Annotated in this window: 20 protein-coding genes; 6 read left to right on the top strand and 14 right to left on the bottom strand. The window is 38.5% G+C overall.

What is annotated here, in order from left to right; all coding sequences use genetic code 11:
• The first annotated feature begins 127 nt into the window (after positions 1 to 127).
• Positions 128 to 5,569: a trifunctional serine/threonine-protein kinase/ATP-binding protein/sensor histidine kinase gene (locus DSM106972_RS12150; protein WP_127080954.1), complete on the top strand. Its 5,442-nt coding sequence runs from the start codon at positions 128 to 130 to the stop codon at positions 5,567 to 5,569.
• Between the two features lie 92 nt (positions 5,570 to 5,661).
• Here DSM106972_RS12150 and DSM106972_RS12145 read toward each other — a convergent pair whose 3' ends face one another.
• From DSM106972_RS12145 to DSM106972_RS12130, 4 genes are all read right to left on the bottom strand, one after another.
• Complete coding sequence (locus tag DSM106972_RS12145) at positions 5,662 to 7,362, bottom strand: NAD+ synthase (protein ID WP_127080953.1); 1,701 nt, start codon at positions 7,360 to 7,362, stop codon at positions 5,662 to 5,664.
• Positions 7,363 to 7,799: 437 nt separating this feature from the next.
• Entirely contained in the window at positions 7,800 to 8,546 is a 747-nt protein-coding gene (locus DSM106972_RS12140) for an NUDIX hydrolase (RefSeq protein WP_127080952.1), read from the bottom strand.
• Positions 8,507 to 9,115, bottom strand: coding sequence for a nicotinate-nucleotide adenylyltransferase (locus tag DSM106972_RS12135; protein WP_127080951.1), 609 nt, complete (start codon positions 9,113 to 9,115; stop codon positions 8,507 to 8,509). Before DSM106972_RS12135 ends, DSM106972_RS12140 begins: the two co-directional genes overlap by 40 nt.
• Before the next feature lie 3 nt (positions 9,116 to 9,118).
• Positions 9,119 to 10,522 (bottom strand): nicotinate phosphoribosyltransferase, encoded by a 1,404-nt coding sequence (locus tag DSM106972_RS12130; protein ID WP_127080950.1) that lies wholly within the window; start codon positions 10,520 to 10,522, stop codon positions 9,119 to 9,121.
• 579 nt (positions 10,523 to 11,101) lie between these two features.
• Here DSM106972_RS12130 and DSM106972_RS52170 point away from each other — a divergent pair.
• On the top strand, positions 11,102 to 11,251 hold the full coding sequence (locus tag DSM106972_RS52170) for a hypothetical protein (protein WP_019490121.1): 150 nt from the start codon (positions 11,102 to 11,104) through the stop codon (positions 11,249 to 11,251).
• A 57-nt stretch (positions 11,252 to 11,308) separates the two neighbouring features.
• Here DSM106972_RS52170 and DSM106972_RS12125 read toward each other — a convergent pair whose 3' ends face one another.
• Positions 11,309 to 11,920: a hypothetical protein gene (locus DSM106972_RS12125; RefSeq protein ID WP_127080949.1), complete on the bottom strand. Its 612-nt coding sequence runs from the start codon at positions 11,918 to 11,920 to the stop codon at positions 11,309 to 11,311.
• Positions 11,921 to 12,523: 603 nt separating this feature from the next.
• On the opposite strand from DSM106972_RS12125, the gene DSM106972_RS12120 reads away from it, so the two are divergent.
• On the top strand, positions 12,524 to 12,913 hold the full coding sequence (locus DSM106972_RS12120) for a hypothetical protein (protein WP_127080948.1): 390 nt from the start codon (positions 12,524 to 12,526) through the stop codon (positions 12,911 to 12,913).
• On the opposite strand, the gene DSM106972_RS12115 is transcribed toward DSM106972_RS12120, so the two are convergent.
• Complete coding sequence (locus DSM106972_RS12115) at positions 12,910 to 13,629, bottom strand: diacylglycerol/polyprenol kinase family protein (protein ID WP_127080947.1); 720 nt, start codon at positions 13,627 to 13,629, stop codon at positions 12,910 to 12,912. The two genes, DSM106972_RS12120 and DSM106972_RS12115, sit on opposite strands and share 4 nt — an antisense overlap.
• Positions 13,630 to 13,691: 62 nt before the next feature.
• Between DSM106972_RS12115 and yidD the strand changes: the two genes are divergently transcribed.
• Positions 13,692 to 13,940: a membrane protein insertion efficiency factor YidD gene (gene yidD / locus DSM106972_RS12110; RefSeq protein WP_127080946.1), complete on the top strand. Its 249-nt coding sequence runs from the start codon at positions 13,692 to 13,694 to the stop codon at positions 13,938 to 13,940.
• Between the two features lie 14 nt (positions 13,941 to 13,954).
• The gene (locus DSM106972_RS12105) at positions 13,955 to 14,680 is read left to right on the top strand and encodes a M15 family metallopeptidase (protein ID WP_127080945.1); all 726 of its coding nucleotides are present in this window, start codon (positions 13,955 to 13,957) and stop codon (positions 14,678 to 14,680) included.
• 83 nt (positions 14,681 to 14,763) lie between these two features.
• On the opposite strand, the gene DSM106972_RS12100 is transcribed toward DSM106972_RS12105, so the two are convergent.
• From DSM106972_RS12100 to fraI, 6 genes are all read right to left on the bottom strand, one after another.
• Positions 14,764 to 15,237 (bottom strand): TspO/MBR family protein, encoded by a 474-nt coding sequence (locus tag DSM106972_RS12100; protein WP_127080944.1) that lies wholly within the window; start codon positions 15,235 to 15,237, stop codon positions 14,764 to 14,766.
• A 97-nt stretch (positions 15,238 to 15,334) separates the two neighbouring features.
• On the bottom strand, positions 15,335 to 15,808 hold the full coding sequence (locus DSM106972_RS12095) for a TspO/MBR family protein (protein WP_127081203.1): 474 nt from the start codon (positions 15,806 to 15,808) through the stop codon (positions 15,335 to 15,337).
• A 652-nt stretch (positions 15,809 to 16,460) separates the two neighbouring features.
• A complete protein-coding gene (locus DSM106972_RS12090) occupies positions 16,461 to 17,120 on the bottom strand; it encodes a response regulator (RefSeq protein WP_019490114.1) in 660 nt (219 codons plus the stop codon).
• A gap of 18 nt (positions 17,121 to 17,138) precedes the next feature.
• Positions 17,139 to 17,801: a cob(I)yrinic acid a,c-diamide adenosyltransferase gene (gene cobO / locus DSM106972_RS12085; RefSeq protein ID WP_233786974.1), complete on the bottom strand. Its 663-nt coding sequence runs from the start codon at positions 17,799 to 17,801 to the stop codon at positions 17,139 to 17,141.
• Between the two features lie 144 nt (positions 17,802 to 17,945).
• Positions 17,946 to 19,697 (bottom strand): ABC transporter ATP-binding protein, encoded by a 1,752-nt coding sequence (locus tag DSM106972_RS12080; RefSeq protein ID WP_127080942.1) that lies wholly within the window; start codon positions 19,695 to 19,697, stop codon positions 17,946 to 17,948.
• Between the two features lie 184 nt (positions 19,698 to 19,881).
• Positions 19,882 to 20,508: a septal nanopore formation protein FraI gene (gene fraI, locus DSM106972_RS12075; protein WP_127080941.1), complete on the bottom strand. Its 627-nt coding sequence runs from the start codon at positions 20,506 to 20,508 to the stop codon at positions 19,882 to 19,884.
• A 254-nt stretch (positions 20,509 to 20,762) separates the two neighbouring features.
• On the opposite strand from fraI, the gene galE reads away from it, so the two are divergent.
• Positions 20,763 to 21,761, top strand: a complete 999-nt coding sequence (galE, locus tag DSM106972_RS12070) for a UDP-glucose 4-epimerase GalE (RefSeq protein WP_127080940.1) — start codon at positions 20,763 to 20,765, stop codon at positions 21,759 to 21,761.
• Between the two features lie 91 nt (positions 21,762 to 21,852).
• On the opposite strand, the gene DSM106972_RS12065 is transcribed toward galE, so the two are convergent.
• Both DSM106972_RS12065 and DSM106972_RS12060 read right to left on the bottom strand, forming a co-directional pair.
• The gene (locus tag DSM106972_RS12065; protein ID WP_127080939.1) at positions 21,853 to 22,911 is read right to left on the bottom strand and encodes a carbamoyltransferase N-terminal domain-containing protein; all 1,059 of its coding nucleotides are present in this window, start codon (positions 22,909 to 22,911) and stop codon (positions 21,853 to 21,855) included.
• A gap of 301 nt (positions 22,912 to 23,212) precedes the next feature.
• Positions 23,213 to 24,391 carry an urease accessory protein UreH domain-containing protein gene (locus DSM106972_RS12060; protein WP_127080938.1) on the bottom strand — a complete coding sequence of 393 codons (1,179 nt, stop codon included), beginning with the start codon at positions 24,389 to 24,391 and terminating at the stop codon, positions 23,213 to 23,215.
• Positions 24,392 to 24,401 lie beyond the last annotated feature (10 nt).

The raw sequence follows: 24,401 nt of genomic DNA, 5'->3' as shown, positions 1-24,401 counted from the left end.
TCAATTATTCCGAACTCTCAGTTGTGGTTATAGGCTTCAATACTTCTGATTATTTTTTAGTTCAATCTGGGAACACTAAGTTAAGAAGAACAAAAAACAAGCTGTTTGCAGGATGATGGGGGATACAATGGTCAACGTTTTGGGTTACAGCATCAAGGAACAAATCTACGCAGGTACTAGAACATTAGTATATAGAGCCATACGGGAAAAAGACCTTCAGACTGTTATTATCAAGCTGATGCGGAATGAATATCCCAGTTTTAGCGAAATTGTTCAGTTCCGTAACCAGTACACTATTGCCCTCAACCTGGACATTCCTGGCATTATCAAACCCTACAGCTTAGAAACTCACTACAATGGCTATGCTCTGGTGATGGAAGATTTTGATGGTGTTTCCCTTAAAGAGTGGGTAGTGCAAAACGGGGACTGGGGAGCGAAGGATAAAGCAGATTTTTTGAGTATTGCTGTACAAATTGCCACAATTCTTGACGGATTACATCGTCACCACGTTATCCATAAAGATATCAAACCTGCAAATATATTAATTCATCCGCAAACGAGACAAATAAAACTCATAGATTTAAGCATTTCCTCACTTCTACCACGAGAAACACAACAACTACAAAATCCAAATATTTTGGAAGGTACTTTAGGTTATATCTCGCCAGAACAAACAGGACGAATGAACCGCTTGGTTGATTATCGTACAGATTTTTACAGCTTAGGCGTTACCTTCTACGAATTACTAACAGGAAAATTGCCTTTTGTTAGCAATGAGCCAATGGAATTGGTGCATTCTCATATTGCCAAACAAGCATTACCAGCACATAGCATTAACCCAGAAATTCCATTAGTTATATCAAACATTATTGCCAAACTGATGGCGAAAAATGCCGAAGACCGCTATCAAAGCGCTTTAGGGTTGAAATATGACCTAGAAAACTGTTTGTATCAATATAAAGAGACTGGTAAGATTGCTGATTTGACATTAGGACAAAGGGATATTTGCGACCGTTTCTTAATTCCAGAAAAACTCTACGGTCGAGAAAAAGAAGTTGAAACATTGCTAGAAGCATTTGATAGGGTGAGTCTAGGTAGTACACAAATGATACTTGTAGCAGGTTTTTCTGGTATTGGTAAAACTGCAGTTGTTTCTGAAGTTCACAAACCAATAGTTCGTCAACGTGGTTATTTTATTAAAGGTAAATACGACCAGTTTCAACGTAACATTCCATTCAGTGCTTTTGTGCAGTCTTTCCGTGATTTTATGGGGCAATTATTGAGTGAAAGTGATGCTCAATTACAAAAATGGAAGGCGAATATTTCAGCAGCAGTGGGTGAAAATGGACAGGTAATTATCGAAGTTATCCCCGAATTAGAAACAATTATTGGTCAACAACCACCAGTGCCTGAGTTATCTGGAAATGCTGCCCAAAATCGATTTAATTTATTATTTAAAAATTTTATTAAAGTATTTACTTGCAAAGAACATCCACTAGTAATTTTCTTGGATGATTTACAGTGGGCTGATTCAGCATCGCTAAAGTTAATCCAATTATTAATGAGTGAAAGAAATAATGAGTATTTATTAGTTATTGGAGCATATCGAGATAATGAAGTGTCACCATCTCATCCGTTTATTTTGACAGTGGATGAGATGAAAAAAGCAGGGGCAACCGTAAAGACTATTACGTTAGATGCGCTAAGTGAATTAGATATAAATAATTTAGTTGCAGATACGCTCAGTTGTAATTTTTCTATTTCCCAGCAGTTTGCAGAATTAGTTTATCAAAAAACAAAGGGTAATCCATTTTTTACAACGCAGTTCCTTAAGGCACTATATGAAGATGGGCTGATTACTTTTGATTTTAATATCGGAATTTGGCAATGTGATATTGCTCGAATAAGAGCCTTAGCAATGACTGATGATGTTGTCGAATTTGTGGCGCTGCAATTACAAAAATTACCGCAGCCAACCCAGTCATTATTAAAATTAGCGGCTTGTATTGGCAACCAATTTGATTTAACTACCCTCTCCGTTGTTTCGCAAATATCGCTGCAAGAAACAGCCGCAAATTTATGGAGAGCTTTACAGGAAGGATTGGTCTTACCAGAAAGTGAAATTTACAAGTTTTATCAAGAAAATAATCTTAAATCGAATAAGCAGTTACAAACAAGTCATCATGAGTTAGTTAAATATCGCTTTCTTCATGACCGCGTTCAACAAGCAGCTTACTCTCTAATTCCTGATGATAAAAAACAAACGACTCATCTAAAAATTGGACAATTATTATTAAATGGAATTTCTCAAGTAGAACTGGAAGAAAAGTTATTTGATATTGTAGGTCATTTCAATTTGGGAATTAACCTAATTACGCAGGTTGCTCCCCGTCAACAGCTAGCTCAATTAAATTTGCAAGCAGCACAAAAAGCCAAGAGTACAATAGCATATGTGGCAGCAAGCAGCTATTTAGCTGTCGGAAAACAACTATTAGAAGCAGAAGCTTGGAAAAATCAGTATGAATTAACACTTGCAATTTACGAAGAGGATGCTGAAGTTTCCTATCTTTTAGGAAATTTTGACCAGATGGAAGAAAATGCTCAAACAATTATAAAGCATAGTAAAAAAATTTCAGACCAAGTAAGAGTTTACGAAATAAAAATTCAAGCTTATGTCGCACAAAATCAATCACCAAAAGCGATTAATGCTGCTTTATATATTTTAAATACACTCGGTATTCAATTACCAACCCAACCGAGTATGGCACAAGTTTTACTAGGTTTAGTTGGAACCAAGATTGCATTAGCTGGGAAACCAGTGGATGCTTTGGTGAGCTTACCAAGAATGAATCATTCTGAGACAATAGCAGCGACTCGCCTATTATTCAGCGTAGTTTCTGCTGCTTATATTAGTTCACCCAAGTTGATGGCACTACTAGTATTTAAAAATCTTAATCTGTGTCTGAAAATGGGAAACCATCGTCTGTCTGCATTTGGATATGTCTGCTACGCATTAATTCTATGTGGAATTTTAGGGAATGTCCAAACAGGTTATCAGTTTGGAGAACTTTCTTTAAAAATTCTCCAAGCCTTTAATGCTAAAGAGATTGAATGTAAAGTTATTTTCATGGTTTACGCCTTCATAAAACCTTGGAAAAACCATGTTAATACAACATTAGATTCTTTGTTAGAGGCTTATCAAGCTGGTATAAACAGCGGAGATATTGAATATGCTTCTTGGTCAGTAATGATTTACTGCCAACATCTTTATTTAAGTGGTTTTGATTTAATCAAATTAGAAAATAAATTACAGATATATCATAATGTTGTTGCTCAACTGAAGCAGTCAGCTGCACAGAATTATATTGATGCTCTCGCTCAACTAGTTCTTAATTTAAAAGGGAATTCTCAATCGCCACATATTCTCAAAGGTGAAGTTTTTGATGAAACAGAAAAATTAAATTTACAAATAGAATTAGGTGATAAACCAGGTGTATTTTTTACTTCTGTATTTCAATCTATTGCTCGTTACTTATTTGGAGAATATCAGCAAGCTCTTGAGTCGGCAGATGTAGCAAAAAAATATGCAGAAGCTGCAACTTCGACATTTATTTTACCAAACTCCTATTTTTATGACTCTTTAATTTGTTTGGCTCTCTTTAACCAATCTCCACCTGCTCAACAAAAACAGTTGATGAAACGAGCGCAAAGCAATCAGAAAAAGCTGCATAAAGTAGCAAGTACTGCTCCTATGAATCATTTGCATCAATACTATCTTGTTGAAGCTGAACGACATCGGGTTTTAGGTCAAAAATTTCAAGCTATTACGCTCTACGACCGCGCTATTTCTCTTGCAAAGGAAAATGAATATCTTAATATTGAAGCTCTTGCTAATGAGCTTGCTGCTAAATTATATCTTGATGATGGTAGAGAACAATTTGCTAGAGTTTACATAACAAATGCTTATTATTGCTATGGACGTTGGGGTGCTAAAGCTAAAGTTGATGATTTAGAAAAACGCTATCCCGAACTGCTTTCCCCCGTTCTCAAATTCGAGCCTAACTTGAGTGCAGAACGTGGAACTATTTTGATAAACTCTGCTAACACCATTCATTCCACCAGCACCACAACCACATCAATTCTCGACTTACCAGCAGTAATTAAAGCATCTCAAACAATTTCTAGCGAAATTCAATTAGACAATTTGCTTGCTACCCTCATGCAAGTTGTGATAGAAAATGCAGGAGCGAAAAAAGCTGCTTTGTTGTTGCACAGAGATAACAATTTAGTCATTGAAGTAATTGCTCAAATTTCTCATAACCAGCAAGAAACTGAAACAAAAGTCCTACAATCTATCCCTATTGCAGAAAGCCTTGATATCCCTCATAGCATTATTTACTATGTAAAAAATACTCTAGAAACATTAGTAATTGATCATGCAACTGCAAAAATAGCATGGATAGCTGATGACTACATTCAACGGGAACAACCTCGTAGTATATTGTGTACTCCAATTATCAACCAAGGTAATTTAACTGGGATATTATACTTAGAAAATCGTCTGATAACTGGAGCTTTTACAACAGATAGAATACAACTTCTTAACTTGTTAGTTTCACAAGTGGCAATTTCTTTAGAAAATGCTCGTCTTTATAAACAAGCGCAAGACTATGCGACTCAAGCACAAAATTATGCTCAACAATTAGAACAATCTTTGTCAGACTTAAAGCAGATGCAACTGCAACTAGTACAAAATGAAAAAATGTCAGCTTTGGGTAATTTGGTTGCAGGTGTAGCACATGAGATTAATAACCCAGTTGGCTTTATTGCTGGAAATATAGAACCCGCACTTGATTACGTAAAAGATGTGTTTGGTGTAGTTGATTTATACCAGGAAAAATTTCCCAATCCCGGTGCAGAAATTAAAGATGAAATTGAAACTATAAACTTAGAATATGTGCGCGAAGATTTACCCAAACTACTTTCTTCAATGAAAGAAGGAGTGAAGCGCATCCGAAGTATCTCCAATAGTTTACGGACATTTTCTCGTGCAGATACAGATATACCAGTTAGTTTTAATATCCATGATGGTATCGACAGTACAATCCTCATCCTCAAACACCGTCTTAAAGCCTCGGAAAATCGTCCAGCAGTTGAAGTCATAACAGACTATGGTCAAATTCCCCAGGTGCAGTGTTTCCCCGGTCAACTAAATCAGGTATTTATGAATTTGCTTGCTAACGCAATTGATGCTTTGGAAGAGTCAAATAACGGACGTACTTTTGCAGAAATTAAAGCCAACGCTAATCGCATTACAGTTAAAACCTCGGTTAATATAGACGAAAAACAAGTAACAATTAGTATTAAAGATAATGGAAAGGGAATAAGCGAGTCAGTTAAGGAACGTATTTTTGACCATTTATTTACTACTAAAAGCGTTGGTAAAGGTACGGGGTTGGGATTGGCAATTGCTCACCAAATTGTTGTTGAGAAACACGGTGGAACTATTAAAGTCAATTCAGCACCTGGGGAAGGCGCCGAGTTTATGATTAACCTTCCTGTTATTTAGTGACCATTGTCCCTGGTATGCTAAATTTACTAAAGACGGAACCTAACAAATGCTCCATGCTTCTGATGTTGGGTTCCGTTCCTCCAGCCAGCCTACGGTGCTTGATAGGCGCCTTTTACCGCTAACCAGTTACTAGCAATGGGCATTCGCCATCCTGTACCGAACGCTCGGTCTGTTATTTTGATTCCTGGTGGCGCCTGTCTTCGTTTAAATTCTGCGCGTGCTACCATTTGAATGACTCGGTTTACTGTAGCAGGGTCATGTCCAGCAGCTACTATTTGAGCAGCAGATTGATGTTCGTGTATGAGTTTTTGTAAAATATCGTCCAAGATTTCGTATTCTGGTAATGAGTCTTGGTCTAGTTGTCCGGGTTTTAATTCCGCACTTGGTGGTTTGACTAATATATTATTGGGGATAATTTCGGTATTTGAGTTTAACCAGTTACATAATGAATAAACTCGTGTTTTTGGAACATCGGCAATAACTGCGAGTCCTCCATTCATGTCACCGTATAAAGTACAGTAACCTACAGCCATTTCTGATTTGTTACCAGTTGAAAGTAGTAAGTAACCAAATTTGTTTGCCACTGCCATTAGTAAATTACCGCGAATTCTAGATTGAATATTTTCTTCGGCTAATCCAAATTCTGTACCTGCAAATAAACCAACCAAAGCATTATCAAACCCTTCCATCAAGTTTCCGATAGGAATAGTTTGTGTTTTTATACCAAGGTTATCACTTAGTGCCAAGGCATCACTAATTGAATGGTCGGAACTGTAAGGTGAGGGCATTAAGATACCGAGGACATTTTCTTTACCAAGGGCAGCAGTGGCAATAGCAGCGACAAGAGCAGAGTCTATACCACCGCTTAAACCTAAAACAGCTTTAGAAAAGCGGCATTTTTGGGCATAGTCACGAACTCCTAACACTAAAGCACGCCAAATTTCTTCGTCTTCGCTTTCACATGCTGAAATAATCGAACTTGGTAGTAAGTCGTGGCGCCCCCCTGAACAGTTACTATCAAATTCAATATATGCTAAATCAGTATCAAAACCTGCTGCCCGACAAACAATTTCTCCTTTACGGTTGAGTGCAAAACTGTTGCCATCAAATAATAAATCATCATTACCACCAACTTGATTAACATATATTATTGGATGCTGATATCGAATCGCGCTGTATCGTAGCATTGCTTCGCGTAAATTTTGTTTGCTAACGCTATAAGGAGAAGCAGATAAATTGATGATAAAATCTACACCTAGAGTCGCTAAATCTGCAATTGGGTTGATGGCATAGCTACGTTTTCCCCAATACTCTTCATCATTCCACAAATCCTCACAAATAGTAACACCAATCTTAGTGTCATCTAAGGTAAAGTGATTAGCTTGTAACCCTGGCTCAAAGTAGCGATGTTCGTCAAAAACATCATACGTTGGTAAAAGACGCTTATGAAAAACTTGTGTAATCCTGCCTTCATCCAGCAGTGCCATACTATTAAATAAGCCTTTACCACCGTTAATGCTTGACTTCACATTTGCCTCAACAGTACCAACTAATACAGCTAAATTCTCTGGAATATCATGTGCTAATTGCTGTAACGTGCTATTCATCGCCTCAACAAAACTAGGATTTAACAATAAATCTCTAGGTGGATACCCACATAAAGACAGTTCCGGAGTTAACAACAAACGGGCGCCACACGAAGCCGCATTACGTGCAGCATCCAGAATTTTCGCAGCATTTCCCGGCAAATCACCAATAATAGGATTCAGTTGTGCAATTGAAATTTTCATAATTGTTGATATTGTAGGTATGGTAAAAATATTGGCAACGGATACAACGGATGTAACGGATAGTTGATTCGTTTCTAAGAGGATGTTTGAAAAGTATAGAATGAGACTATAGCCTTAGAAAATCCCCCCTGACCCCCCTTGATAAGGCTGTCGTGTACACACAACTTTCTGGCATCGGGGGTTCTTAAGCTTCAGGTGCAGGGGGGGTACGGAAAATCAAGCAATTGGAGAGTTGGAGGATTTCAAAAAACCATACTTTTCCCCCCCCTGCCACCCCTGCTACCCCTGCTACAAGACCTTTTTAAGACTTATGTGTACACCGTAGCGTAGATTCGGGGGGAAAAAGAGCATCTGAAAAAAAAGTCATTGTTTATAATTTATAAATCATCCGTTATATCCGTTACATCCGTTATATCCGTTGCCAACGTTGCCCAATATTATATAAAAACCAAAGGTTTATTTTTAAACGGTGCAAAAGCATCAGCATCAAAGCGGTACAAAGAAGCAGGGCGCCCAGCCCCTCTAGAAACCTTAACACCAGTATCTGATAAAAACCCTAACTTCAAAAGTCGGGAACGGAAATTAGAATAATCAGAAAAATTCTCACCCAAAACTGTTGTATATAACTGATACAAATCATTAAGAGTAAACATATCAGGCAACACATCAAAAGCAACAGGACTATATTCCAACTTGTTTTTCAGGCGCCGATGTCCATATGTCAAAATTTCGTTATGGTCAAATGCTAGTAATGGAACATCTTTAACAGGATACCAAGCAATTCCAGTCACTCCATCAGCAATTAGTTCGGCTTCTTCAAATCTGACTAAAGCAAAATAACTAACCGATAAATATCTAACTCCATAACTGTCGCAATCCTCCCTAGGGTCACGCTTCGGTCCACCAAATGTATATAACTGTTCTAAGTAAAGATTATTCACACGAATTTTTTCCGACATAATTCGGTACGCAGCATCTTCTAAAGACTCTCCTTGTCGTACTAGAGTACCAGGAAGACTCCAAGAATTGATAAACGGCTGCTGCTGCCGCATTACTAACAGAACTAATAGCCGATTTTGGGCAGTGTCTACTGAAAATATCACATTATCAACACCAACTTTGAAATCTGCCAAAGATTGTTGATTTAGCGAGCGTTCAGGCAATTTTGAGTTACGTCCTGGCATTTGTACAAATGCTGTTGATTGATATAGTCTATTACAGATGGTGTTAAAGCATCAGAGTTGCCGTGTTCCCGGTACGATGTAGAAGAAACATCTAAACCAGTTATTGGCGCAATTGTTATTTTGGCGCCCCCCTGAACGCTTAGTTGCTTTACTCGAAGCATACTAGTTTCATTTATTGCATATCCTGGACGTGGTACTACCAAAAGTTTTACCTGTTGCAATAAATCTTCAATTCGATACCAGCGGGGTAGCTGAGTAAGCAAATCTGAACCAACTACTAGAGTATACTCTGCCGAATGCCATTTTTGCTTGGCTTTATCTAACGTTTCTAAAGTTCGTAAACTGCTGAGGTCTTGTTGTAAATGTACATTACTAGGGTGTGACTCTATACCATCAATAAGCATTTGTAACATTATGACGCGATGCTCTAATGATACTTTATGCGATTTAAAAGGATTTTCTGCCGCCCATACCGCAACTAAATCAAAACATTCTGATAACCATTTTAATACTTTTTGATGTCCAGCAGTTGGCGGGTCGGCACTTGTTCCAAATAAGGCTATTTGCATAAGTTAGTTCTGATTTTTTTTGGTTATTTGAGTCAGTTGCTCTAAATCTTCTGATATCACAATTTTCGGTGCGTGGCTATTTTCTATTTGTCTTGTTTGCTCAGGTAAGCTTGCTACTTGCGCTTGAGTACGTTTTTTGATAGTAGCTAAATCTTCTTGCTGTTTTATACGTATACCTTCTTTGATAAATACTTGTAATAAAGGTTGTTCTCCTTCTAATGGTTCTTCTGTCATTAACCCCAAACGGTCGTTTTCTAGTTTAATACCATTGTCATTCTTTACATAACGTCGAAAAATTTGTTTTCGTCCTGGGTATGTTGTTTTACCGCTCGACTGCTTCATTACAGGTATACTATCTATCTCTACTAATTTATAAACTCCATTCACAGGAGAACCCGTTACTAGTTTTGTACCTAAACCATAACCGTCAATTTGGGCGCCTGATTTTTTCAAACGGCTAATTTCCCACTCATCCAAATCTCCACTGGCAAAAATTGGTACATTTGGTAAGTAAGAACGTACTTGATTTGACAAATTTACTAAATCTCCAGAATCAAGTCTAACCCCTGCCAATTCTATTTCTCCAGAATTTAATTTCTCAGCTAACTTTTTAGCTGCCGCTACCGTATCATAGGTATCAATTAATAATGCCGCACCAGGAAAATAACGATGGAATGCCGTAAACGCCTGGTCTTCACTACCATCAAGTGCTGAAAGTGCCATAACTAACGCATGAGCCATCGTACCACTCGGTTGCGTACCTAACTGTAACGCAGCGAACACATTTGATGTAGCATCTAAACCTGCCGCTAACGCTGCACGTGCCGCCCACACGGCGCCTTGAGGACTAAACGCACGTCGCGTTCCAAACTCCAACAGCGTCGCATTTTCACCTGCCACATCACGAATGCGCGCAGCACGTGTTGCAATCAAAGTTTGATAATTAATCGTATTTAATAAATACGTCTCTACTAACTGTGCTTGCCATAGAGGCGCCTCAACCCGTAAAAATGGTTCATTTTCAAAGACAGCGGTACCTTCTGGAACCGCCCAAACATCACCTGTAAACCGAGCGTTTTCTAGTAGTTTCCAAAATCTATCTGGTGCGTTATCAAAAATAGAAGTTCGCTTCAAAGCTTCTATTTGCGTCTGATTAAACCGCAATTTCTCCAAATACTCCAACGCTTGCGCCAAACCCATTGCAATCAAATAACCAAACCCCGATGGTAAACGACGCACAAATAGCTCAAAACTCGCTCTTTTGTTTTCAACCCCTTCACCTACATAACAAGCTGACATTGTTAACTGGTAAAGGTCTGTCAGCAAACTACAATCATCCTCACTCACAAATAGCGATGATTGCTGCATGTCTCTTTCCAGATAGCCCAACCCCGAATAAATGGTCATTGTCAAAGGCGCCTCCGAAGAATGCTTATAACAATTATGGTAGTTTTCACCAAAAATAATGTCAAGTGACAAAAGCTAGAAAGTAGACAACCTGGCTGAAATAGTATATTTACGGTAAATATAATGCTCAATTAATAAAATATTTAACATTTTGTAATGGTTGTACTTAAATTTATTGGCAACGGATGATAAACGGATGTAAAGGATGGTTTGTTTTAGATAGCAAGTCATTGTTCATGACAAATAACTTATACCCCAAAAGGGTGAAAATTAAACTTTGTCATGAGTCGTGAACGTAAACAGAGTTTTCCCGCTTTAGAGCGCATTTTAAAGATTTTCGTTTGCTTGAAAAGTCTAGTTTTAACCCGTTTTTAGTATATCCGTTACATCCGTTCCATCCGTTGCCAGCTATGTTACGAAAAGTATAAAAAACAGTAGTAGAACTTCACAATAACTTCAAGTAATATTGCATCTAATTTAAATATGTTGCGAATATAAGCTAACTAATGTCATCGGAACTAGAGTATGAATATCACAAAAAAATAGTGATTAAAGAAATCACACAAGGGGTATAGTGTTATGTCTATCTCGAAGATTGTAGCAGTCGTCACCCAGTATATTAGCGAAGCTGCGATGGAAATTTTTGCTCCTACGCACGATTCTTATCCAAATATTGGTGTACAACCTTTCAGTGGTGAACCGTTTAAAGGTCACGTTGACAAGTTGTAGGTAAAAAAATAATTATTTAGAAACCGGGTTTTTTAAAGAAACCCGGTTTCTCGCTTTTTACAAATGATCCCATTCAAATTCTGCCAGTAATAGTAAGCAAAATGCCATCAAAGCACCTGTTGCTAAAAATTGCCATTCCCCAATAAATCTTAGTATATATATACCTAGTAAATGTACGGCGCCTGTTATTAAAAGCGTGCGAGAACGTACAGCTAAACCAGTACATAAATATCCAGTAGCGCTAAGTCCTAACCATAACGGACATAAATTCAGCAGTATTTCTCCCCAACCAAAAGAAATACCTAAATCAGTTAGAATAATTCCTACTAGCATTAATGCTGCCCATAAGTATAGCAACCATTCCACTTGTCTGCGTTTTACCCAGTAATGCGACCAACTCATCATCACAATAGTGCCAATAAAGCTCAGAACCGACCATAATGTTGCTTGTAGACTCCAATCAACTGGTAGAAACTGGGCTGTTATAAACATAGGAATAAGCAATAAGCTCCACACCAAAAATGCTTGGTCAATGCGAGTATAAAAATTAGAATAAAGTCTAAAAGAGCCAATTTGCCAATTGACAAGCCAAAGTCCCTCGATATCATGTATATCTAGAGTGGCTTGTTTACGGCGTAACGGTGGTACTGAATAATTAAAGAAGGTCATTATTATTACGTTGCTTTATTTTTATGAAAATTTAATGATTTACTGACTCGCGGTACGTCATATTTATGTTTTATATTGTCTGGCAACGTTTTATTTTTACTCTGCCTACGGGTAGTGAGTTTGGTTATTTTATATTCTGTCTCATGCAGTATATTCTGCTATTCCTTTTACAAATCCGTAGTCCTGCTGTCTAGGTTCTCCACTATGCGGCTTATAAAGCTACACACGCTTACTTACAAATTTTATTAAAATTTAACAATTGGGCATAAATACTATCAAAAAAACCGGGTTGATTGTAAAAACCCGGCTTCTATTTCTAAATAAAAGATAAAAATATCGTGAAAAGTACAGTTGCGCTCACGAGTAACCATATCGACTATGAGTATTGTGATAACTATTTCTTAAAGCTTCTACCAATGGGACAGAAATTAACGAAGGACTTTAGATTCAAGATTTTTATCAATTGGCGAAAATCATTTGCAGCAGTCAAATGCTGTATATAAATCTAAAACGTCCACAGTTTAAGCATAAAAGCAAGTAGCACGCTACAGACGATTATATCTCTTGCATTCAAAAGTTAAACATTATCAGGAGTAAAACATAATGCTTTGGAAATTAGCAGTTGGCGCCCTCATGTTGCCCGCTTATTTAGGGATTAGCACAGTTTCTGCACAAGCAGCAGTAACTCCTCAAAGTAGCGCACAATCAGAAGTCGCACAAAGTGTACAAGATTCGGAGCCTCAATATTACGCCAACAACTATAACTACCAATCTAATTGCAAACCTCGTTACAAACGTCAGTCATATGGCGGATATAAGCAGCAAAATTACTACCGTCCTCGCCATAGTGGCTACCATCAAACCAATTACTACCGTCATAGTGGTCACAAAAAGTACGGTCATGGTTCCCACAATAATGGGTACCAAAATAACGGGTACCACAATAATGGGTACCAAAATAACGGGTACCACAATAATGGGTATGGCCATTAATTAGTGAGGTGCGTGACGTACATTACCTGGTTGAGGTAGAAGGCTAGGGCAGCAGTTCCTAAAGGGACGGTTAGATTATCGATACCTAGGAAGGAAAATGATTCTAAAACTGTTGCCACGACAGCAACAATTAAGGACACAACCCAAGTTTGCCAAATATTGCCTTGAACGCTATATAAAATCAAACTAGAGATAACAAAGCTGACGAAGGTCATTGATAATGAACCTTCCCAGCTTTTTTGCCCGCCTAGGACTGTATATTTATGTTTCCCAAAACGCTGTCCTACTAGTGCCGCAGAACCATCACCCCACGTCATTATTAAGATACCTAACGCTGCGTAGTAAGGTTGATTGAGGTACCAAAACCAGGCGACTAAGATACCAATACTCACAGCGTAAAAAAACGTGCCCAAGCTTTTGCGCCCCACACTATTGATACCGGGTAAAATCGGAAAGCGATAGGATAATAGCGTTATGGCGCCTGCTAAAATCGAAGCAGTAATGCCTAGAATAGCGGGTATATCAAGCCACCATGCCAGTAAAATTACGTTACCTGTGCCAATGTGAACAATTTTTCGCAAAATTTCAGTGTCTTTACTCACAGTACGGCTAACGACCCATGCGAGAGACAGGACAAACCCAACCCAAGCTGCAACACTAGAAATTTGCAGCCACAAAGGGTAACTTGAATCTAAATCAGTAAGTAAAGTTATCAAAGATACAACACTAAATAATAAACAGTAAATTTTGTCTTTTATAGTTCCAGTTTACATTTAAAATGAAGCAGTTATTTATTTGGTTGATTCGCGGTTATAGGATGTTTATCTCTCCCCTATTTCCGCCAACTTGTCGCTTTCAACCGACTTGTTCAATGTACGCCATTCAAGCTATCGAAAGATTTGGCGCCATCAAAGGTAGTTGGTTAGCTACAAAGCGCATTTTACGCTGTCACCCCTTCCACCCAGGTGGTTACGACCCAGTACCCGAAGTTTCTTGTGCATGTAAACATGACAAAACTAACTCCTAACTCCTAACTACATAATGCGACCATATAACAATATACCAATCATCGAATGTAATGAACCACTGGTAAAAATCCCTCTAGAAAACTTCGCCGTAGAAACACCCCACCCATACGAAAAATTAGGCGCCCCTTACGGGCAATACTCACCATATTTCTTAAGACAGAGTGTAATAGACTGTTTGATTGAAGCTCAAAATTATCTGCAACAAAAGTATCCTAACTGGCAAATCCAGATATTTGATGCTTATCGTCCAGTCGCAGTACAGCAATTTATGGTCGATTATAGCTTTACATCTTGGATTCAACAAAAAAAATTAATCGAATCAGATTTAACACCAACACAACGTCAACAAGTTTGGGAAGAAGTATATAAAATCTGGGCAGTACCGAGTTTAGACATGAAAACTCCACCACCTCATAGTACAGGCGCCGCACTCGATGTAACTTTAGTAAATGAAAATCAAGAAATACTTGATATGGGTTCACCTATCGATGAAATGTCTGATAGGTCACTCCCCAACTACTACGATAATAATAATCATTGTACTTCAAACCAATATCACTCAAACCGCAAACTATTGTGCGAAGTCATGGAAAAAGCAGGTTTTCATCGTAACCCACGTGAATGGTGGCACTTTTCATATGGCGACCAAATGTGGGCATGGCAACACAACGAAAAAAACCCAAATAATATCGTCACCGCAAAATACGGAAGATTGGCAACGGATTATAAACGGATGTAACGGATGATTGATTTTAAATAACTAGATTTTGTTTGTAATCAATAAATTATCCGTTACATCCGTTGTATCCGTTGCAAAGACTCTTATGCATCTTGAGGATTTAGCTGTACTAACTCTTCAGTAGTATAGGCGCCGACAGGACTCCAAATCAAATAAGGTACAAGTAGCAGTGCTGCAAAACGAGAAACAGGCAGAACAGAGAATGTTAAAAGCAAACCCAAGATTACACCAACAGAACCAATAGTTTCTCCAACACGCAAACTACGGAATCTAAGCATTAAAGGAATATACGTGACAGTAATTATTTCCAACAGCAAATAAAAACCCATAAATAACCAAGTTTGTAAGGTTCCTGGATTTTTCTGCCATACAAAGTTAGCAGATGCGGCGCCACAAATAAAGATAACAGTCCAAATAACAGGAATTAAAGGTTCAAATACCAACCAACGTGGACGAGCTAGTTTAGCAAACCATTTAACATCGCGGGGAGTAATGAAAAAACTTCCGAATTGTACTATTAGTGTAATTGCACCAATTACTATCCAAGATTGCAACATAGTATTCAAACTCTGCAAGTAAAGTTATAAATCTATTTTGTCAACCCTGACTGTAACTATTAATCAATCTATGGTTGGAGAAATTATGGGTATAGTATTAAGCATCGCGAGGGTTTAAACGAGCCATTACCCAAGTAGTATAAGTACCTATAGGACTCCACAGTAAGTACGGTACAAGAAGTAAAGCTGCTGAACCAGAAACGGGAAGCACAAATAATGTGAGTAATAAACCTACCACAAATCCGGCGCCACCAATGATTGTACCGACTTTCAAACTGCGAAGTCTAAACATTACAGGCGTATATGCAATTGTGAGTATTTCTAATAGTATATATGTAGCCATTCGTAACCAAGTTTCTGTAGTACCTGGGTTACGTTCCCAAACAATATAAGCAGACCATCCAGCACAAACAAAAACAACAGTCCAAATTACAGGTATCAACTTTTCAAAGGTCAACCAACGTGGACGCTGTAAACGATTGAACCACTTACGGTCATCAGGAGTAAAAAAGTTGGCGCCCAGCGCGATAATAAAACCAACGCCAAGAATAACCATCCACGATTTAATCATTGTGACACCACCATCTGCCATTTAATTCTAATTTTGGTAAATTTCACGGTATTACTCTTCATCCCTTGGTTTGAAAATATGTGTACATGACGTAGAGACGCAATTAAATTGCGTCTCTACGTGCATATCATTTTTACAATTCAGATAGGACTGCTATAGCAAATCCAAGACCGACCATACCAATAATGAGATGGCGCCATATCCCCTAGTAAAAACATCCGAAATTACTAGGGGATATCAAAATCAGCCCTAGTAATCGACCACACCAATAATGAGATGGCGCCATATCCCCTAGTAAAAATATCCAAAATTACTAGGGGATACGAAAATCAGCCCTAGTAATCGACCAGCGTAAAATGGAGATGGTGCCATATCCCCTAGTAAAAACATCCAAAATTACTAGGGGATATCAAAATCAGCCCTAGTAATCGACCAGCGTAAAAATGGAGATGGTGCTATATCTCCTAGTAAAAACATCCAAATTACTAGGGATATCAAAATCAGCCCTAGTAATCGACCAGCGTAAAAATGGAGATTATGCTATATCCCCTAGTAAAAACATCCAAAATTACTAGGGGATATCAAAATCAGCCCTAGTAATCGACAAGCGTAAAAATGGAAATGATAATATATCCCCTAGTAAAAATCTACATTAAACAAGTCCTGACCTTAGAGCGACTACAGCAGCTTGTACTCGGTCGTCAACAGAAAGCTTATTCATAATTCCGCGAACGTGGGTTTTTACTGTGTTAGGACTTAAATATAGTTTCTCTGCAATTTCAGGGTTACTCAAACCATCTACCATTAACTTCAATACTTCTAACTCGCGCTGTGATAAATTTGCAGAATTGGTTTTATTAGCTGGTGGTTTAAGATTTTCAATGACTCGTCTTGCTATTTGTGGGTCTAGATAAGCTGCTCCTTCAACTGCGGCAGAAATTGCGCTTAATAACCGCTCGACGGTGGCGCCTTTGATACAATAAGCATCGGCGCCGCTCGATAAAGCAGCGATAATTTCGGTTTCGGTTTGATGGGATGTCAACATTACGATATGAGTTTGGGGTAATGCTGCCTTGATTTGTTGTGTTGCGGCAATACCATCCAACCGAGGTAGTCCAATATCCATTACGACTAAATCAGGTTTCAGTTTAAGCGCTGCTTGAACACCTAAGTAACCATCTTCTGCTCGTCCAACTATTTCTAATTGTGGATATGACATTAATGATTGCTCAAGTCCCAATTGCATCATCGGGTCATCTTCAACAATTAGTATCCGTAGCGGTGGAGCATCGAGTGGTAGATTTAAAGACATAATATTAAATTCTAATAATTAAAATTCAATTCCTGGTTGTGCTTTTACCCCTTGTTCACGGAAGGGATGTTTTACTAAAGTCATTTCTGTTACTAAGTCTGCCCGCTCAATGAGTTGCTTAGGCGCCCCTCTTCCTGTAAGAATAACGTGATTCAAGTCAGGTTTCTGTTCTAATCCTTTGATAATATCTTCGAGATTTAGATAACCAAGTTTGAGGGCAATATTAACTTCATCCAAAAGCACGACGCGGAAATCCGGGTTTTTGATGTAAACAAGCGCTTTTTCCCATGCAGCTTGCGCCACCATTATATCTCGCTCACGGTCTTGAGTTTCCCAAGTAAACCCTTCTCCCATCGCATGAAATTCTAACTGGTCAGACCATACACTTAATACTTTCTTCTCTGCTGGTTCCCAGGCGCCTTTGATAAACTGAATTATTGCGACTTTATAACCATGTCCAAGCGCACGTATAACCATTCCCAACGCTGCCGTAGTTTTACCCTTGCCATTACCTGTATTAACGATAATCAAACCTTTTTCTGATATCGCGTTTTCTATACGCTTATCTTGCACTTCCTTGCGGCGCTGCATTTTCTTATTATACTGCTCGTCAGTTAATCTCGCAGCTTCAGCTACTGCCGCATCACTTGTACATTCTTCCCAATCTTTATTAACTTCCATAGTTCTAATATACAATATCGTTGTGTATAAAAATTACGCTAATTATAAAAATTAACTTGTAAAATAGCGTCTTTTTTGCGTTAACGCAGTTTGCCCGGAGGGCGAATAACACTTAATTATTCCAAAAATTGGTAGTAATATTTACTAATGTAATAACTCTTCTACCTGGTGCTGACTCCACAAAGTTCGGTATAAACCTGGCTTTTGCACCAAATCCATATGTGTTCCTATTTGAACAATTTGCCCTTTGTCCATGACAAATATTCTGTCTGCTGCTGCTGCTGCTGATAATTGATGCGTAATAAAAATTACAGTTTTACGAGTTGTACCACCCGAAATATTACGTAAAATTGCCGTTGCAGTTTGATTATCAACGCTAGAAAGGGCATCGTCTAAAATCAATACCGGTGCATCTACAAGCATCGCACGCGCAAGAGCAGTACGCTGTCGCTGTCCACCCGAAAGAGTAATACCACGCTCACCAACAATAGTTTCGTAAGTCGCTGGAAAGTTCATAATTTCAGGATGAATTTGCGCGCTCTTAGATGCTGCTTCAACTTCTTGAATTTCAGCTAAAGGGTCAGCGTAACGAATATTATTTCTTATGGTTGTACTAAACAAAAAGCTATCTTGAGGTACATAAGCTATTGCACCCCGTAAGTCAGCAATAGCTATTTTAGTTATATCGATACCATCAAGAAACAATTGTCCCGGAGCTATATCGAGTAATCTTGGTAGCGAGTTTGCCAAGGTTGTTTTTCCTGAACCTATCGCACCAACTATCGATATCGTTTCTCCTGGTTCTATTTCAAAGTTTATATTATCTAGAACTAATGTATTTCTCTGTGGATAACTAAAACTGAAATTTCGAGCAGTGATTTTACCTTTAACATTTTCAGGCGCCAAATGAATCGCATTTAATTCATCAGCGATTTTTGGTTGAGTAGATAAAATTGCTTCGATACGGTCAATGCTGACTTCACCACGCTGGTAAGCTGTAATTGTAAATCCTAATAGCGCAGTTGGAAAAACTAGACGTTCAACATAAATAAGCAACGTCACAAAGTTCCCTACCGATAGACTACCATCTGCAATTTTTGTGGCGCCTAACCAGATGATGATTAAAGAACTAACACTCGCTAAACCACCAATTAATGGAAAAATTGTGTTACGAGTCCTAGCTAGCTCAAGGTTTGCTCCCAATAGTCGCTGATTTTTTTCGGCAAACGCACGTCGTTCGTTGTCCTCTTGTGCGTAAATTTTAATCAACGCCATACCACTAACATCTTCTTGTATGAGTCCGCTGATATCTGAGATTTTTTCTTGAACCCTCGCTTGTTGGTTACGAAGCTTTTCACTGTATAAATGTACTAGCAAAAACATTAATGGATACACAGTCAGCGATGCCAAGGTTAAATCGACATTAATACTCAGCATTATAGGTAATGTCAATGTGTAAGCAAAAAATGTATTCGCCAAACTCAAAACAGCGAAACCTAGTAACCTACGGATATTGTCTACATCGCTTGTCGCACGACTAATTAAGTCACCAGCAGTGTTAGTGGCAAAATATGAAGGTTCTAATCTCAGCAAATGTTCAAATATATTTTGTTTCAGGTCAAACTCAACCTGACGACCAACACCAAACAGCCAAATACGCGAAGCCATGCGAATTAGCCACATTGCCGATGTTAAACAGACAACAGGCACTATGTAACCTAGCACTTGGTTAATAGTAAATTCAGAACTTAGTCTATCAACAGCAGAGCGTATTAGTAGAGGTATATAAACCCCCAAACCGTTTACAGTAAATAATGCACCTACTCCTAATGCTGCATCACGCCAATGCGGACGCAGGTAAGAACCCAATTTTGCCAGCCTTCTTGATGTTGCCATTACAGCATTGTTACTTCTGATTACATTACTTATCTTATTATCCAGCTACTAATTATAAATGAATCACATTTAGTACATACTTCCTATACAACTCAGCACTTTATACTCAGCACTTTCTACAGAGACAGAACGAGCCACGAAGGCGTGGCTCAAAGCAAGTGATAATGATTATCAAATTCAGAAATTAACGACCACGAAGGAATATAAAGCCTTGATTTAGGAAAGCTTCCCAAGCAGCGGTTGTTTGTGCAAGAGCTTGTGCATTAGGAATAAAATCCTCAAGCGCTATCCTTCCCCGACGAGCAGTATCTGCTGGTGTTGTTTGCATCAAGTATGAAGGCACGTCGCTACGAGCTGAACCACTAACGATAGCATTAACATCAGATTGAGAAGCTAATGCTACGAGGGTTTGCTGTGGTTGACCTTCTGGTAACATCTGAGCTAAACGAGGGCTAACCAAGAAGTAAGCAAACGCTGGTGTGCTAGCAATTAACAAAATCGTTAGTGCCCAACCGAGTAAATATCCACCTGGTTTGCCGATGCCACCATCTTTCAAACGCTGTGCAGCAAAAATCATTAGCAAAATCGACGCACCCAGCGGTTTGAGCGGGAACGATATGAATTGCCATAAGGGAGATACGACTGTTCCTGTACCACCAGGGTTAAAGAACGATAGTAGTAGTACAACTGCAAGAACGGCTAAAACGAATCTTCCAAAAAAGCCCCCAGAAGGATAAAACCTTTGGAACAAGGAATAAACGATAGTACCCAGAAGTAGCCAGAGTAGTACCCGGCTTAACATTACAAACATAGGCTCACTCTCAAATCGTATATAAGCGACAGCCTTTTTGATTTGGGCGATTGACTTATTGTTACCGTCAAATTGTAGTAGGACTTCTTTTTGACCGCAATAAACTCCTCACACCCCACACACAAAGACTACCGTCGTAGTGATTTTAGAGCATAATCTCGAACTTGGCTTACTGAATTGTGATTTTCCTGTTAGGTATTTTGTATTAAGTAAATTAAATTAGTTGAAGAGACTTCTACATGTAAGGAAAAACTATGTCGTCTGCAAAGCCCACCATCCTTGTCACAGGGGGAGCTGGATACATTGGCTCCCATACCGTGCTTGCCCTTAAGCGAGCAGGTTACGAGATAGTAATACTTGATAATCTTGTGTACGGGCATCGTGACTTAGTTGAAAAGGTTTTACAGGTCGAGTTAGTTGTAGGCGATACAAATGACCGAACCTTACTGGATAAGCTATTTACAACGCGCGCATTCGATGCGGTCATGCATTTTTCGGCATACGCATACGTAGGTGAATCGGTCAGTGACCCTGCAAAGTACTATCGAAATAATGTAATTGGTACCATAACGCTGTTAGAAGCGATGTTAGCGGCTTCTATTAAGAATTTTGTATTTTCGTCAACTTGTGCAACATACGGTGTACCAAAAGAAGTACCCATCCCCGAAGACCATCCACAAAATCCCATTAACCCCTACGGCGCCACCAAATTGATGGTAGAACGTATACTTACCGATTTTGATGTTGCATACGGACTAAAATCAGTTAGATTCCGATACTTTAACGCTGCTGGCGCCGACCCAAGTGGAAATTTAGGCGAAGACCATAACCCCGAAACTCATCTGATTCCCTTAGTTTTACAAACCGCTCTTGGTTTACGCGACTCAGTATCAATTTTTGGTACCGACTACCCAACACCAGATGGTACGTGTATTCGAGATTATATCCACGTCAGCGACTTAGCAGATGCTCACATATTAGGGCTAGAATACCTGCTCAAAGGTGGCGACAGCGCCGTATTTAATTTAGGCAACGGTAGCGGCTTCTCAGTGCGCGAAGTAATTGATACCGCCATCAAAGTTACAGGTAAAGAAATTAAAGCTATTGAATGCGAACGGCGCCCAGGCGACCCACCATCATTAATAGGCAGTGGCGACAAAGCGCGACAAACATTAGGCTGGGAACCAAAATATTCTTCCATCGAAGATATACTTACCCACGCATGGTCTTGGCATCAAAAAAGACACAAATAAAAAATATAATCTCTTGTAACTCATTTGTGAATTACTTGTGAATCACTTGTGGAGCGGGCATCCCTGCCCGCCCTTATATAAATAACCCCCTTCACTTCACACAAACACAAGCGCATTGAAACCAAACCGCAAGCGCTGCGCTTCTAGAGTAATCATTCCAAGGTTGAATCCAAATATCTCGAAAAGAATTTTCACGCATAATTTTACCGTTTAAAATATGGTAGTGAGCCACATCACCAGCCAGACAAAGATAATTTTCTCCAAATCTTTGATAAACAGTATTCACTAAACGTAATATTATTTCTTCTATCACTTTTTGAATAGACGCAGCAACATCCATTTCCCATTGATTAATTTTGCCTTCTAACCGGGACGATACTTCAACAAAATTATCAGAATCTCTATTAGTTGTCGTCAATTCAGTTACTAAGTAATCTGTATTTATCTGAAAAATATCATTTTCTTTAGATTCTAATAATTTATCAAGAAAAAGTTCAGCATACTTTGGTTTTCCATAAGGAGCTAACTCTCTAAGCCTATTTTCATCAGAATTTATTTTCAAACCAGTATAATAACTGAAAGCAGTACAAAGAATTTTAAAAGAGTTAGGAAAATTTAAGCTCCATTGAGGTAATAGCTGATTTTTTTTACCTAACCAAACCGACGCGGTTGCCCATTCACCAACACTGTTAATACAAATTACTGCCGCACGTTCAAAAGGACTCAGAAAAAAAGCTGAAGTTGCTTGTGATTGGTTATGTTCTATAAATTCAACAGGTGGTAATTCAGAGCGTTTACAATTTCCAAAGGCAGCTAGTTCTTTTTTTAACATAGCTCTAAAAAATTGCTTATTTCTCTGTAAAGAAATTACCTGTAAAACCGGATTAAACCCTTTAATCGATGAATTTGCAAATTCATATTCATTAATAAGCTGAGAAGCAATTAAAGGTTTTTCATAGAAAACAATACTATCTAGTTCTTTCAATTTAATTCCTGATTCTGCAAGACAGTAAGAAATTGAATTTGTTGGAACTCCAATATGCGTAACGTTAGTAAAACGTGTTTCTTGAACAGCAGTAACAATCTCACCATTAACTAGTAAAGCGGCGCCGCTATCGTGGTAGTATGCACAAACTCCAAGTATTTTCATTGTTCTAAAAAAGAAAATATAGTTTTATTAATTACTAAGAATAGTTATCTTAGATACAAAATTGCAAACTAATTGATTTTGCCCACAACTAAGTTTGATGATGATTTAAGCACAATTAGAATCTCAATGCAACTCAAAATTACAATTACATTACGCAACTAAATAAATACATCAAACATCTACAACATAAAATTTGTAACAGTCATTAAGGGTAGAAACTTTAGGAAGTTTATAAAGTTTATAAAAGTATGATTACACCAATAATTATATAAATAAGCGACAGATGCAAAAAATCAATTTTTTACTTAATACTTCGTAAACGTAATAATAATACACTCAACATCAAAATAATTAGTGCTGTAACAGCTAATTGATTTCCCCAGGTTATAGAAAGGGCGCCTAAATAACGCGAACCAGTAGTAATAGCGTGAATAACAGCAAAAATCAAAGCCGGAACACTTAATAAATGAATATGGCGCCAGTATTGACCTAATTTGTTCTGCATCGAATCAAAACTAGTAAGTGCAGCAGGTGTCATTAATACTAAAGCTACACCACCGGCAGCAATACCCCATTGAAATTGTAATGGTAAAAACCAAAATGCTTCAAAATTCCAATCCAAAGAATGTTGCAGCATATGAGTTGTATGAGCTATGGAAAGAACATATGCTCCCACACCTAAAGCGCGACGATAACGTAATGGCGCCGACCACAAATTACTAATTGGACGCGCAATCAGAGCTAACATTAAACAGAACAACGCCGCATGTCCTGTAAAATCAACCATCATATCGCCCGTTCGCAGCAAAGTTAAGGCGCCAATTATTAGCGTTACCCATCCACCCAAACGGAACAACTGGCTGCGCTTATCTTTGCTAAGAACCGACGTTGATATTCCTACCCCCAACATAGTTGGTAAAGTTCCTAAGCCAAAAGCGAACATCGTGGTGGCGCCTTTAATTAAATCACCAGTTTCAGCAGCTTTAATTTGTGCTGCATACAAAAAACCACAAGGTATCAAACCCCAAGTAATACCAAGTAAAGCAGGAGTCCACCAAGTTGCTTTAAGAGAAAGCTTAACCATGAGCGTACTTAGACGGTCATGTAATTTGGATTGTAATAAAGGATGTAATAGAGGTACACGGGGTAATAAGTCGGGTTTAATTTGCCGTAATCCAAACCAAATCAACATTAAACCAGTAATAATAGCCAGAAAGCGACGCATATCACTCCCAACACCTGCCATTTGACCGCTAGCTAGAAACACCGAACCAATAGCTCCAATAGCGGCGCCTATTATCATATAACTAAGTGTTCTACCGAGGTTGAGAAGAATATGGAACTGTAATTGATGGCGCCAGTCACGAGTATTTTGGGTTTGAGAAAGAGAGAAAGCAGCAGCAAGAGGGCCGCACATACCAACGCAGTGACCAAAACTTCCCAAGAACCCAAGAGTAAAAATAAGCCAAAAATCTAACATCTTCTTTTTA

It is taken from the genome of Dulcicalothrix desertica PCC 7102, from assembly GCF_003991905.1.
Taxonomy (GTDB): domain Bacteria; phylum Cyanobacteriota; class Cyanobacteriia; order Cyanobacteriales; family Nostocaceae; genus Dulcicalothrix; species Dulcicalothrix desertica.
Note: the sequence above shows the minus strand (reverse complement) of the source record. Positions and strands in the feature narration are given on the sequence as shown.

Bases quoted from the DNA above. Each gene is read 5' to 3' on its own strand.
- DSM106972_RS12150 (WP_127080954.1), top strand. From the start codon at position 128: ATGGTCAACGTTTTGGGTTACAGCATCAAGGAACAAATCTACGCAGGT.
- DSM106972_RS12145 (WP_127080953.1), bottom strand. From the start codon at position 7,362: ATGAAAATTTCAATTGCACAACTGAATCCTATTATTGGTGATTTGCCG.
- DSM106972_RS12140 (WP_127080952.1), bottom strand. From the start codon at position 8,546: ATGCCAGGACGTAACTCAAAATTGCCTGAACGCTCGCTAAATCAACAA.
- DSM106972_RS12135 (WP_127080951.1), bottom strand. From the start codon at position 9,115: ATGCAAATAGCCTTATTTGGAACAAGTGCCGACCCGCCAACTGCTGGA.
- DSM106972_RS12130 (WP_127080950.1), bottom strand. From the start codon at position 10,522: ATGACCATTTATTCGGGGTTGGGCTATCTGGAAAGAGACATGCAGCAA.
- DSM106972_RS52170 (WP_019490121.1), top strand. From the start codon at position 11,102: ATGTCTATCTCGAAGATTGTAGCAGTCGTCACCCAGTATATTAGCGAA.
- DSM106972_RS12125 (WP_127080949.1), bottom strand. From the start codon at position 11,920: ATGACCTTCTTTAATTATTCAGTACCACCGTTACGCCGTAAACAAGCC.
- DSM106972_RS12120 (WP_127080948.1), top strand. From the start codon at position 12,524: ATGCTTTGGAAATTAGCAGTTGGCGCCCTCATGTTGCCCGCTTATTTA.
- yidD (WP_127080946.1), top strand. From the start codon at position 13,692: ATGAAGCAGTTATTTATTTGGTTGATTCGCGGTTATAGGATGTTTATC.
- DSM106972_RS12105 (WP_127080945.1), top strand. From the start codon at position 13,955: ATGCGACCATATAACAATATACCAATCATCGAATGTAATGAACCACTG.
- DSM106972_RS12100 (WP_127080944.1), bottom strand. From the start codon at position 15,237: ATGTTGCAATCTTGGATAGTAATTGGTGCAATTACACTAATAGTACAA.
- DSM106972_RS12095 (WP_127081203.1), bottom strand. From the start codon at position 15,808: ATGATTAAATCGTGGATGGTTATTCTTGGCGTTGGTTTTATTATCGCG.
- DSM106972_RS12090 (WP_019490114.1), bottom strand. From the start codon at position 17,120: ATGTCTTTAAATCTACCACTCGATGCTCCACCGCTACGGATACTAATT.
- cobO (WP_233786974.1), bottom strand. From the start codon at position 17,801: ATGGAAGTTAATAAAGATTGGGAAGAATGTACAAGTGATGCGGCAGTA.
- DSM106972_RS12080 (WP_127080942.1), bottom strand. From the start codon at position 19,697: ATGGCAACATCAAGAAGGCTGGCAAAATTGGGTTCTTACCTGCGTCCG.
- fraI (WP_127080941.1), bottom strand. From the start codon at position 20,508: ATGTTTGTAATGTTAAGCCGGGTACTACTCTGGCTACTTCTGGGTACT.
- galE (WP_127080940.1), top strand. From the start codon at position 20,763: ATGTCGTCTGCAAAGCCCACCATCCTTGTCACAGGGGGAGCTGGATAC.
- DSM106972_RS12065 (WP_127080939.1), bottom strand. From the start codon at position 22,911: ATGAAAATACTTGGAGTTTGTGCATACTACCACGATAGCGGCGCCGCT.
- DSM106972_RS12060 (WP_127080938.1), bottom strand. From the start codon at position 24,391: ATGTTAGATTTTTGGCTTATTTTTACTCTTGGGTTCTTGGGAAGTTTT.